Below are 12,147 nucleotides of genomic sequence, written 5' to 3'. Positions count from 1 at the left end.
CTGGAGTCGCGCTCGCTGAGCCGCGCGGCGACGGGCGGGATTCTCATTCCGCCCATTCGCCGACGAAGGATCGGAACGCGCCACGGTCGCGGTGGAGGGACCAGATGCGATCGGCGAGAGCGTCAGGCTCGTGGTCGGGCTCGCCGCCGCCGATGCCGCGGGGGATGATCAGTTGCGCGACATGGATTCTCTCGGGCGCGAGGGCGTCGTGCAGCATCTGGCCGTAGGCACTCTCCCCGGCGAAGGCGACCGAGGTGCCGGCCACACCGCCGCTCGGGCGGACAGCACTGCCGCCGTTGATGAACAGGATCGTGCCACGGCCCAGCTCCCGCAGGCCCGGCAGGACATGCTGTACCGCGGTGACCGGTCCGTACACCGACTGCTCGACGGGACCGACAAGATCCTCCGCCGTCGTCTCGAGCACCGGCTTCATGAACTCGCGTGCAGGGACCGGGCTGTACTGCAGGACCTCGATCGGGCCGAGGTCCGCCGCCGCGGCGTCGAGGGCTCTGCGTAGCCCCTGCGGATCGCGGGCGTTCGCCGCGTACCCGCGCGCGGTCACGCCGTCTTCGGTCAGTTCGGCGGCGAGGGCGTCGACGTTGGCCTGCGTGCGGGAGATCAGCGCGATGGAGAACCCCTCACGCCCGAAACGGCGCGCCGCGGATTGGCCGAGGCCGGGCCCGGCACCGATGATGGCAACTGTCGTCATGATGTTCCTCTCGTCATGAGATCCCAGTCCCGGGATCACAGAAGGCTGTCGATGGTGATCGGCAGATCCCGCACCCGACGCCCGGTCGCGTGGAAGACCGCGTTGGCGATGGCCGGTGCGACGCCGCAGATGACGACCTCGCCGAGGCCCTTGACGCCGATCGGGTCGGGGTAGTCGTCGCGGCCGCCGAGATAGATCGCCTTCAGGTCCGGTACGTCCGCGTTGACGGGCACCAGGTAGTCGGCGAGGTTCGCGTTGACGATGCGCCCGTCGCGGTGGTCGGTGACGGTGTGCTCGAGCAGTGCTTTGCCGATGCCCCCGACCATGCCGCCGAGTGCCTGGCTCTCGGCCAGCCGCGGGTTGATGATGCGTGCGGCGTCGTAGACGCCGAGCATGCGGCGTACCCGCACCAGGCCGAGCTGGGCGTCGACGCCGACCTCGGCGAAGACGGCACCGTAGGCCCAGGCCGACTTCGTCGCCTCCTCGCGCGGGGAGAAGAGGCCCGTGGCCTGGATCCGGGTCCGGCCGTTACGCGCCATGAGCGCACGGTAGGTCTCGCCACGGCTCGCATCGTTACGCAGCTGCAGCCGACCCCGGCGTACGACGATGTCGGCCGGGTCAGCGCCGTGGAGCGGTGAGACGGTGTCGTTGACCGCGAGGTCGATCGCCTCGCGGCGTACCTTGTCGGCGCCGTTCTGGACCGCTGAGCCGACACTGGCCATGGTCATCGAACCACCATGCGGCGGGGTCGCGGGCATGACGGAGTCACCGAGCCGGAAGTCGACGTCGTCGAGCGTGAGGCCGAGGGCGTCGGCCGCAATCTGGGTCATCGAGGTGTACGTCCCCGGACCCATGTCACTGGTGGCCGACTCGACGAGCGCGGTGCCGTCGATCCGGAGCCTGACGCGCGCACGGGCCGGCGCGACCGAGGTGTGGTAGAGGGCACTGGCCATACCGATGCCGACCTGCCAGTCGCCGTCACGGGTCGAGCCCGGCTTCGGATTGCGCCGCGACCAGCCGAACTCGCGCGCACCGACGTCGTAGCACTCCAGCAGCCGGCGGGTCGAGAACGGCAGACCGGACGACTCGTCCTCGGTCGGCTCGTTGCGGCGGCGCAGCTCGATCGGGTCGATGCCCACCTCGTAGGCGAGCTCATCCATCGCGGTCTCGATCACATGGTCACCGGTCGCTGCCCCGGGGCCACGCATCCAGATCGGGGTGTTCACGTCCAGCGGAACGGTGCGGTAGTCCTGGCGTACGTTGGGCGTGCTGTATTTCATCTGGCCTGCCGAGAGCACCGCCTCGGAGAAGGTCTCATAGCTCGACGTCTCCGCGCGTACGACGTGGTCGGTCGCCAGCAGACGGCCATCACGGTCCGCGCCCACCGTCAGCTGGTAGCGGTAGGCGGGTCGGAAGCCGGTGTTGAAGTACATCTGTCGCCGGGCCAGCACCAGCTTGACCGGGCGGTCCAGCTCGCGTGCGGCGACCGCGGCTATGACCGTGTTCGGCCAGGTGCGCAGCCCGCTGCCGAAGGCCCCGCCGACGTAGGGCGACAGCACGCGGACGTCGTCCTGAGCCAGGCCGAAGACCGCTGCCAGCTCGACCTGGGTGCCGTCGCCGACCCACTGGGTCTTGTCCCACACGGTGAGCTTGTCGCCCTCCCAGCGGGCGATGGTGGCGTGCGGCTCCATCGGGTTGTGATGGTTGCGCGAGAGGTTGTAGGTCAGGTCGAGCCGGACCGGTGCGTCGGCCATGGCGGCCTCCACGTCGCCCCGCGAGTAGTTGGTCGGCTCGTCGGGGGTGCCGTCCTCCAGGTCGGTGGTCGGCGACTCCTCGTCGTAGGTCACCTCCACGAGCCGGGCACCGTGCTGTGCGGCCTCGAGGGTCTCGGCGACGACGACGGCGATCGGGTGGCCGAAGAAGAGCACCCGGTCGTTCTGGAAGACGCGGATCCGCTCACCGGGAAGGTTGTTGGAGCCCGCGTTCTCCCGGTAGGGCAGCTTCGGCGCGTTCTCGTGGCTGACCACTCCCAGAACGCCCTCATGTGCTTCGGCTGCTGAGGTGTCGATCCCGGTGATGCGGCCGCGACCGATGGTGGCGTCCACGATCGCGGCGTACGCCATGTTCTCGATGCCGTGCTCGTGGCCGTGGTCGGCTGCGTACGGCGCCTTGCCGGTGACCTTCAGGCGCCCGTCGATGCGGACCTTCGGCTCGCCGACGACTACCTCGGGCTGGCTGCTCATCGGCGTCCTCCTACCACTCGCAGCTGACGCTCGACCGTGCGCTGGAGCAGGTCGACCTTGAACTCGTTGTCAGAGAGCGGCTCGGCGCCCTCGGCGGCACGAGCCGCCGCCGTACGCCACAGCTCATCGCTCGGACGGCGTCCGACGAGCGCCTTCTCGACGCCGCGGAGCCGCCACGGCACCGTCCCCACTCCCCCGGCAGCGACCTTCGCAGACTCGATCACCCCGCCGCGTACGCTCAGCGCGACCGCCGCCGAGGTCAGCGCGAACTCATAGCTCTGCCGGTCGCGGACCTTCAGGTAGCCCGAGCGCAGCGGCTTCGACTGGGCCGGGATCTCGATGCCGGTGATGAGCTCGTCCTCGCCCAGGTCGTGCTCGCGCTCGGGGTGCCGCCCGGGTCGGAGCACGAAGTCCTCCAGCGTCACGGCCCGACGTCCGCGGGAGCCCTGCAGGTGCACGATGGCATCAAGCGCAACCAGGGCGACGGCGAGGTCCGACGGGTGCGTGGCCACGCACGAGGACGACCCGCCCAGGATGGCGTGGGTGCGGTTGTAACCCTCGATGGCAGCACAGCCCGAACCCGGATCGCGCTTGTTACAGGCCGCGGAGACGTCGCGGAAGTAGGTGCAGCGGGTGCGCTGCATGATGTTGCCACCGATGGTGGCCATGTTGCGCAGCTGCGCCGACGCGCTCAGCTCCAGGGCCTCGGAGACGACCGGGATCTCGTTGCGGACGCGGCGGTCGGCCGCGGCCTCCGACATGGTAACCAGCGCGCCGATCAACAGACCGCCGCTCGGCGTCGGCCTGATCCGCTTCAGCGGCAACGATGAGATGTCGACCAGCGTCTCCGGCCGCTCGACCTCTTCACGCATCAGGTCGACAAGGGTCGTGCCGCCGGCGATGAACCAGCCGCCGCTCCGGGCGGCCGTGATTGCCTCACGCGGACTCTCGGCCCGCAGATACTCGAACGGATACATCGGTTCACGCCCCCTTGGCTGCGGCCTGCTGCACCGCGTCGACGATCTTCACGTAGCAGCCGCAGCGGCAGATGTTGCCGCTCATCCACTCCCGGATCTCGTTCTCGGAGCCGGTGTGGCCCTCCCGGATGCACCCGACGCCCGACATGATCTGGCCCGGCGTGCAGAAGCCGCACTGCAGGGCGTCGTTGTCGATGAACGCCTGCTGCAACGGGTGCAGCTCGTCGCCGTCGGCCAGCCCCTCGATCGTGGTGACCTCAGCGCCATCCATACGGACCGCGAGCGTCAGACAGGCATTGACCCGCCGCCCGCCCACCAGCACTGTGCACGCTCCACACGCACCGGCATCACAGCCCTTCTTCGAACCGGGCAGGTCCAGATGTTCACGCAGCAGATCCAGCAAGGAGGTGCGGTTGTCGACGTCGACGACGTGCCGCCGGCCGTTGACCCGCAGCGTCACGGTGCTGCTCGGTCCGTCGGCCGCCGCCGGGCCCGCCGCGACGGACACCCCCGCGGAGACCGCTACCGCACCCGCGGTCGTGGCGCCCGAGGCAGCGATGAACGTACGCCGCGACAGACCTCCTCGACCTGCTTGCTCTTCAGCGGTGGGTTCTGTCGACATGCATGCTCCTTCACGAGTTTCGGGCAAGGGGTGATCACTGTGGCGGCGGGCCGCGAAAGCCAGCCGAAACGGCGGGATCAGACGGGTGGTGCGGCGGCGTACTCCGCGTCGGTCACAGGCGTCAGCCAGTGCACGACCGGGTGGTCGTCGTCGCCCTCGTTGATGGCGACGTGCACCATCAGCCGGTTGGGGGCGGCACCGTGCCAGTGCTCCTCGTCGGCCTCGAACAGCACTCGGTCGCCCGGACGGATGACCTCGACGGGACCGCCGCGGCGCTGGCACAGGCCAACACCCTCGGTGACGAAGACGGTCTGGCTCAGCGGGTGTCGGTGCCAGTGGGTCCGGGCGCCGGGCATGAAGTGCACCAGACCGGCAGTGAGCCGTGAAGGTGCCGGGGCGGCGGCGACCTGGTCGACGTACACGTCGCCGGTGAACCAGTCGGCCGGGCCCTTGAAGGTGTCGATGGAGCTTCGGGTGATCTGCATCTGCTTCGTTCTCTCTCAGGCTTTCTCAGGCGCCGGTGGTGAGCAGGACCTTGGTGGCCTGGCGCTTGTCCATGGCGGCGTACGCCTCGGCCGCGGACTCGAGCGGAAGGGTCATGTCGAAGACCTCGCCAGGGTTGATCTGGTCGCTCATGATCAGCTCGACCAGGTCGGGCAGGAAGCGGCGTACGGGCGCCGGGCCACCGTGCAGGTGGATTCCGGAGAAGAACAGCTCCAGGCCGTCGAGCGAGACGTCGTGGGATACCCCGACGTAGCCGACGTGGCCACCGGGGCGGGTGGCGCGGATCGCCTGGTTCATCGACTCCTGGGTGCCGACGGCCTCGATGACCGAGTGCGCCCCGAGCCCAGCGGTGAGCGCCTTGATCTTCTCCACTCCGGCGTCCCCGCGCTCCTCGACAATGTCGGTCGCGCCGAACTTCCGGGCAAGGGCCTGGCGGTCGGCGTGCCGGCTCATCGCGATGACCCGCTCGGCACCGAGCCGCTTGGCAGCCAGGATCCCGAGGAGGCCGACCGCACCGTCGCCGACCACGGCGACGGTCTTGCCGGGGCCGGCCTCGGCGGCGACGGCCGCGAACCAGCCGGTGCCGAGGACGTCGGAGGCGGCCAGCAGGCTCTTCACCTGCTCCTCGGTCGGCTCTCCGGGAACGACCACGAGGGTCCCGTCAGCCAGCGGGATGCGCGCCTTCTCGGCCTGGGTGCCGATGCCGTCGTGAACGAACTCGGCGTGCGCGCACCGCGACTGGTAGCCGGCCTGGCAGATCTCACAGGTGTTGTCCGAGATCACGAACGACCCGACGACGAAGTCGCCCGGCTTCAACGTGGTGATCTCGGCGCCGACCTCCTCGACCACACCGACGTACTCATGCCCCATCAGCAGACCCTCGGCAGGCTCCTGGCCGCGGTAGGGCCACAGGTCCGAGCCGCAGACACACGCCGCGGTCACCCGGATGACCGCATCGGTCGGGGCCTCGATCCTCGGGTCTTCACGGTCCACGACGCGTACGTCGCCCGGGCCGTGCATCACTACTCCACGCATGCTGACTCCTTCGTCCAAGTTGTCGTGGGACTCCTCCCACGAGACAAGTCAACGCACCTTCAGACAAACACGGGAGTCACTGTCGAGGGGTGCACCAGAAGGGCACCCCTCATCGGCAAAGTGCCGCTTATCCTGGGGGAATGGACAACCGAGCAGAGGTACGCGAGTTCCTCATCACCCGCCGGGCCAAGGTGACTCCGCAGGACGCCGGGCTCCCACCCGGGCCCAACCGACGGGTGCCCGGGCTGCGCCGCTCCGAGGTGGCCCTGCTCGCCGGCGTCAGCGTGGAGTACTACGCCCGCCTCGAGCGCGGCGCGATCGGCGGCGCCTCCGCCTCCGTGCTCGACGCCATCTGCAACGCGCTCCGGCTCAGCGACACCGAACGGGCCCACCTGCTCGACCTCGCCCGCGCCGCCGACGGCATCCCCACCTCAGCCCGCGCCCGGCGGAGGCCCTCGAAGCCCGCTCCCCCGCGGCCGTCCCTGCAATGGGCGCTCGACTCGATCACAGAGGGCGTCGCGTTCGTCCGCGACACCCACCAGAACCTGCTCGCCACCAACCCGCTCGGACGGGCCTTCTACACGCCCCTGATCGGCGACGGCGGCCGCACCCCCAACCTCGCCCGGTTCCAGTTCCTCGACACCGCATCGCGCGACTTCTACCCCGATTGGGACCTCTTCGCCGAGATGTGCGTCACGATCATGCGCGCCGAGGCCGCCCGCGACCCCCACGACCGGATCTTCCAGGACCTCGTCGGCGAGCTGTCCACCCGCAGCGAGACCTTCCGCCGCCTCTGGGGCGCCCACGACGTACGCCAGCACGGCGCCGGCACCAAACGCTTCCACCACCCCGAGGTCGGCGAGGTCACCCTCGCCTACGAAGAGCTCGCGGTCACCGCCGAGCCCGGCCAGGTCCTGATGGTCTACACCGCCGAGCCAGGCTCGCCCTCAGCCGACCGCCTCAAGCTGCTCGCCTCCTGGGGCGCCGAGCTGCCGGCGTACGCAGCCGGAACCACCCCTGCCTGAGAGTCAGGCCAACCACGTTCGCAGAAGTTCGAGCAGCTTCGAAGGTCACGCAGACGGCTCGACATGACCTTGGCATTCAGGCATTAGTTTCACAATATCTGGTCGCACCGGAGGAAGGCCCATGCCAGAACGCCTCGCAAGCCAGCTTCGCCGCGGCGCACATCGATACCTCCCGGCCGACTGCGCCATCCTCCTCCTAGAGACCGGCTGACAGAGGCTTGCCAGTCGGTGGACGCCGTCGCACACCTCGCGGGAGTTGAGCCATCGGAGATTGTTCAACCCGCCTAGCGTCAGAAGACTATAGGCCCAGACGACTGGCGACCTTGGGTACTGGCGGAACCGACGCAGACTGCGTCGTCAAGCCGGGCACGCGGCTGACCACCCTTGCCCGACGCAGGGCGGCTAGTGCTTGGTGTCGGTCGGCGCGCTCGGCTTCAGTTCGCGGGCCCTGTCCAAGCGGGAGATCGCTGGTAATCCTTTAGCGATCTCGGTAGGCCCCGACGGTAGCGACTGAGTTCAGCCAGTCGCGTCGTGTCGCCGGAGCGGTCGGCAGGTCTCCGAGGCGACGGAGCCAGGCTGGGCGAGCGAGGATGGCGGCACATCACCGGTGAGAACCGGAGGTAACGGTGCGCAGCCGGATTCACGCCTGAAGCGCCAGAACCAGGGCCTGACCTGGGGCGTTCAGACCGGTTCAAGTCCCCCCTCGCGCACAGAGAGAAACCCCAGGGAGACCTGGGGTTTCTCGCATTTCACGAGTCCCTCGGGCCCATCGCGGCACGGAGGGCACCAGCGTCCGTGAGGCGCCCCGGCGGAGCATGCTGAGCCAAATCAACCGCGCCCAGAGGTACACCACCCAGAGGCTTGGACGACTGCGTGCTCATCGGCGACGGGTTCACGCTCCGGGTCGCCAGCGGCGGGTCCGAAGACGGGCGAACAGGCCGCCTCATCAGGCGATCGCTACAGCAGACGACAACACTGGTCAATTAGAAACTCGCCGTATCCTATTGACCCCTATGGCACACCCGCCTACTGTGAGCACGGTCACTTTGAAACCTTTCACTCACATCGAGGTCCGTCATGGTTCAGTCTCCGTCGACCCAGCCATTCGTGCGTCGCCTCGCCGCGTTTGCCGTACCGGCCACATTGGCCATCGCCATCGCGGCGCCACTCAGCCCAGCCTCCTTGGCGGCGGAGGCCCAGTCGTCAACTGGAGCGTCGACGCTCGCACAGGGCCGTCAGAGCCATGAGCAGACTCGGACACTGACCGCTGAAACGTTCGCAAACCCGCCGACCAGTGTGCGTCCGATGTACCGGTGGTGGATGCCGCTGGCGTACACCGACGATGACGTGCTCAGGGAGGAGCTGCGCGACATCGCGGCCTCTGGCGGCCGCGGTGTCGAGGTGGTTCCGTTTGCGGTGCCTGGAGCCGGCCACCAGGACAACTCCTTCCTCGCTGAGTACGGCTGGGGCACGCCCAGGTGGGCGCACAAGATGGAGGTGATCACCGCCGAAGCGGCCGATCTCGGCCTGGTGGTCGACCAGAACCTCGGCCCGCACTACCCCGCGACCGTTCCCAGCCTCAACAACTTCAACCAGCCCGAGGCCGAGCAGCAGCTGATCTACGGCAGAGAGTTCGGCCAGCCGGGCAGCACGCGAACCGGTCCCCTGCCCTCTCCGACCACATCTCCGCCGTCGGTGACCACGCAGCTGTGTGCGCCCGCAGCCATCGGCGACACGGTGTTGCGGGTGAAGAGCCTCGGCGGACTTGCTGCCGGCGACACGATCACGGTGGGCACGGGCGCGACCGCGGAAAAGGCAACGGTGATCAAGCTCGGCGACCGGACGTCGACCTGCACCGACCTGACGACCTCCGGCGTCGGCAAGCCCCACCTGGAAGCCGAGTCCGTCGTGGACGTCGCTCGCACCACCCGAATCCGGACCCTCGTCGCTCAGTGCGCCACCGATTGCGGACCGCAGACTGCCAAGCCGGTCGCGCTGGTTCCGTCGTCGGTCAGGGACGTGACCGACGAGGTCGTCGATGGCCGCCTGAGCCACACCTTCGGGAACGGCAATGGCAACCCGTGGGTGCTCATCGATCTTCAGCAGACCGCCTCTGGCCTCGTCGCCCAGCGCGGCGGCTACACCGCGACCCAGCCCAACTACGTCCCCGATCACCTCAGCCGAGGCGGGGTCGAGATCCAGGCCGACTACTGGGACGAGCACATCCTCACCGACGCCGTCCGAGCCAACCTCGACCGCATCGGCCACGGGGCGGTCTTCGAAGACTCCCTGGAGATGGGCACCACACAGAAGTGGACCTGGAAGCTCCTCAAGGCGTTCCAGCAGCGTCACGGCTACGACCCGGCGCTGCTGCTGCCCGCGCTCCTCGGCTCCGGCCAGCAGGCCAACGAGGCGCCGGCGTTCGAGCTGCCCGGCATCGGCGCGAAGGTCAGGGCGGACTACCGCGAGACCCTCAGTGACCTCTACACCGACCAGTACGTCGCACCGATGCAGGAGTGGGCCAGTGGCCACGGACTGGACTTCCGGGTGCAGCCCTACGGCCTCCCGATCGCGGGCGGTGTCGCGTCCGCGGCCGCCGGCGTCACGGAGGGCGAGTCGCTCGGGATGGGGAACTTTCTCGGCACAGTCGGACCCGAGCAGGGCTTCCGCGCCCTCGCCTCCGGTGCCCACGTCGCCGGCCGCAACGTGGTGTCCAGCGAGTGCTGCGCGGTGTTCCTCGGCAACTACCGCTCCAGCGTCGCCGGCCCACAACTGCCCGGCATGTACGGCGAAGGCGGCGACGGCTCCCAGGTGGGCGGCAAGTACTCCAACGGGGTGCTGGACAGCGTGTACAAGGGGTACGCCGGCGGCGTGAACCAGGTGGTCTGGCACGGCTATCCCTACCGCGACGCCCCGGCCGGAGTCGGCACCAGCGGACGCGACGGTTCGTGGCCCGGATACCACCCATGGGACATCTTCGGCGCCCTCAACGTCAACGACGAGTTCGGTCCGCGGCAGCCGAACTGGCCCGACTACAAGAACCTCAACGACAATCTCGCGCGCACCCAGCTGGTCCTGCGCCAGGGCCGGAGCTCCGTCGACCTCGGGATCTACTACGACGACATCGGCAACGCCGACCACGTCGTTCCTGGCATCGCCCAGCACCTGCTCGGAAACGACTCGGCCACCTCATCGGCTGGGTACACCTACGACTACTTGGCACCGGCGTTCCTCGAGAAGCCGCACGTCACCGTCTCTGACGACGGCAGCTTCAGGGCAGGCGCAGCCAAGGAGAAGGCATTGGTCCTCAACGACCAGAAGTCGATGTCGGTCGCGAGTGCGAAGCGGCTGCTGAAGCTCGCGAAGGACGGTATGCGGATCTTCGTCATCGGCAGCGCCCCGAGCGCGACCCCTGGCGCAGCACCTGACGAGGGCCAGCTCGCCGAGGTGGTCGCTGATCTGCTGGCCCAGCCGTCAGTCCACGAAGTCAGGACCGAGACCCAGCTCCCGGCAGCGCTGCGGGCAGCGGGGATCCGTCCCCACGTCACCCCAGAGACGCCGACCGCGGCGCTCGGACTCGTACGGCGTCAGGGACGCGGGATCAGCTACGACTTCATCTACAACCGTTCCGCCCAGCCCGTCGAGCAGCAGTTGACCCTGGCCGGGTCGGGCCGGCCGTACCGACTGAACACCTGGACCGGCAAGATCGAGCCTATCGCGGAGTACACCTCCGAAGGGCGCAGCGTCACGGTGCCGATCCGGATCGCGCCGTACGACAACGTGGTCATCGCGCTCGCCGGCAACGGCAGCGCACTGGTTCCGACGCCGGGCGTGCACGCGGTCGCCAGCACGGGCGAGGTGCTCGCCACCGGTCGTAAGACACTCTCACTGAGGGCGTCGGCGAACGGCGACTACACGACCACGCTCAGCAACGGCAAGCGGGTCGACACAGAGATCGACGGCCTGGCGCAGCCGCGCGAGCTGGCGGACTGGACGCTGCGCCCGCAGACCTGGACACCAGGAGCGAACCAGTACACCAGCGTCAAGACCGACCAACCGGAGATCCCTCTGAGGTCAGGCCCGAACGGCCTTCCCTCGTGGCGGGACATCACCGCGCCGGTCGACCTCAGCACCGCGTCCGGGGTGGCCACGTACCGCACAACAATCACCCTTCCCGGGAACTGGCGCCCCGAGGACGGGGCTCACCTCGACCTCGGCAAGGTCCTGGACACCGCCTCTGTCACGGTCAACGGCACCAACGTCGTGGTGAACCAGGCAGACCGCAGCAGGATCGACCTCGGCGCGACACTGAGGCCCGGTGCCAACACGATCACCGTGACGGTCGCGACCACGATGTTCAACGCGGTCCGCGCTTCCGGCGACAGCAACTACCAGCTGCCCGACTGGCAGCGCGCCGGGTTGATCGGCCCGATCCGGCTCACACCGTACCGGGACGTGCCGATCCGATGAGCGCGGGCAACCAGACCGTATCGACCAGCGCCACCAGCCCCTCGTCGGGCGGCGGCGAGGCAGTGTGGAGGAACTCGGACATCACGATCGCATGACCGAGGTTCGCCGTGAGCGGGTCCGGGTCGCCGGGCAGATCGCCCCGGGCCCGCGCACGGCCGATGATCTCATCGACGCGAGTGACGACCACCGAGCCCGCGAACAGGCTCTGTTGCGTCGACGGGTCACCTTCGCTGATGACTCCCCGCACCGCCTCCCCGAACGGACCGCGAAGCAACTCCGACATGTCGCGTACGAACCGGAGCAAGTCCTCACGCAGGCCGGCGCCGGTGGCGTAGTCCGACATGTACATCCGGTTGGCACGCTGCTGCAGCACCTGCTGGGCAAGCTGCACCCGGTTGTCCCAACGGCGATAGAGCACCGTCTTCGCCGTGCCGGCGCGGACGGCAACCCCCTCGATCGAGAAACGACCCCAGCCACGTTCAGCGAGTTCGTCCCAGGCGGCGTCCAGAATCGCCTTCTCCAACGTGGCGCCTCGGCGACGTGTCTGTCTGACGGACATGTC

At 68.8% G+C, this 12,147-nt stretch carries 9 protein-coding genes; 2 read left to right on the top strand and 7 right to left on the bottom strand.

The genetic code is table 11. The features are described 5' to 3' along the window. Positions 1-43: 43 nt before the first annotated feature. From OG801_RS27800 to OG801_RS27775, 6 genes are all read right to left on the bottom strand, one after another. Entirely contained in the window at positions 44-709 is a 666-nt protein-coding gene (locus OG801_RS27800) for an SDR family NAD(P)-dependent oxidoreductase (RefSeq protein WP_406032351.1), read from the bottom strand. A 35-nt stretch (positions 710-744) separates the two neighbouring features. Beyond that, positions 745-2,952, bottom strand: a complete 2,208-nt coding sequence (locus OG801_RS27795; protein ID WP_406032349.1) for a xanthine dehydrogenase family protein molybdopterin-binding subunit — start codon at positions 2,950-2,952, stop codon at positions 745-747. Then, positions 2,949-3,929: an FAD binding domain-containing protein gene (locus OG801_RS27790; RefSeq protein ID WP_406032347.1), complete on the bottom strand. Its 981-nt coding sequence runs from the start codon at positions 3,927-3,929 to the stop codon at positions 2,949-2,951. Before OG801_RS27790 ends, OG801_RS27795 begins: the two co-directional genes overlap by 4 nt. Positions 3,930-3,933: 4 nt before the next feature. Then, positions 3,934-4,551 carry a (2Fe-2S)-binding protein gene (locus OG801_RS27785; RefSeq protein ID WP_406032345.1) on the bottom strand — a complete coding sequence of 206 codons (618 nt, stop codon included), beginning with the start codon at positions 4,549-4,551 and terminating at the stop codon, positions 3,934-3,936. 77 nt (positions 4,552-4,628) lie between these two features. Continuing rightward, positions 4,629-5,036 (bottom strand): cupin domain-containing protein, encoded by a 408-nt coding sequence (locus OG801_RS27780; RefSeq protein ID WP_406032344.1) that lies wholly within the window; start codon positions 5,034-5,036, stop codon positions 4,629-4,631. A gap of 25 nt (positions 5,037-5,061) precedes the next feature. Continuing rightward, positions 5,062-6,090: a zinc-dependent alcohol dehydrogenase family protein gene (locus tag OG801_RS27775; protein WP_406032342.1), complete on the bottom strand. Its 1,029-nt coding sequence runs from the start codon at positions 6,088-6,090 to the stop codon at positions 5,062-5,064. Between the two features lie 140 nt (positions 6,091-6,230). Between OG801_RS27775 and OG801_RS27770 the strand changes: the two genes are divergently transcribed. Together OG801_RS27770 and OG801_RS27765 are read left to right on the top strand one after the other, a co-directional pair. After that, entirely contained in the window at positions 6,231-7,115 is an 885-nt protein-coding gene (locus OG801_RS27770) for a helix-turn-helix transcriptional regulator (protein WP_406032340.1), read from the top strand. A gap of 1,305 nt (positions 7,116-8,420) precedes the next feature. Next, positions 8,421-11,585, top strand: coding sequence for a glycosyl hydrolase (locus OG801_RS27765; protein WP_406032338.1), 3,165 nt, complete (start codon positions 8,421-8,423; stop codon positions 11,583-11,585). On the opposite strand, the gene OG801_RS27760 is transcribed toward OG801_RS27765, so the two are convergent. Next, on the bottom strand, positions 11,554-12,144 hold the full coding sequence (locus OG801_RS27760; RefSeq protein ID WP_355017139.1) for a TetR/AcrR family transcriptional regulator: 591 nt from the start codon (positions 12,142-12,144) through the stop codon (positions 11,554-11,556). The genes OG801_RS27765 and OG801_RS27760 overlap by 32 nt on opposite strands. Between the last annotated feature and the right edge of the window lie 3 nt (positions 12,145-12,147).

The sequence above is a fragment of the Nocardioides sp. NBC_00163 genome (genome assembly GCF_045206295.1).
GTDB lineage: Bacteria > Actinomycetota > Actinomycetes > Propionibacteriales > Nocardioidaceae > Nocardioides.
Note: the sequence above shows the minus strand (reverse complement) of the source record. Positions and strands in the feature narration are given on the sequence as shown.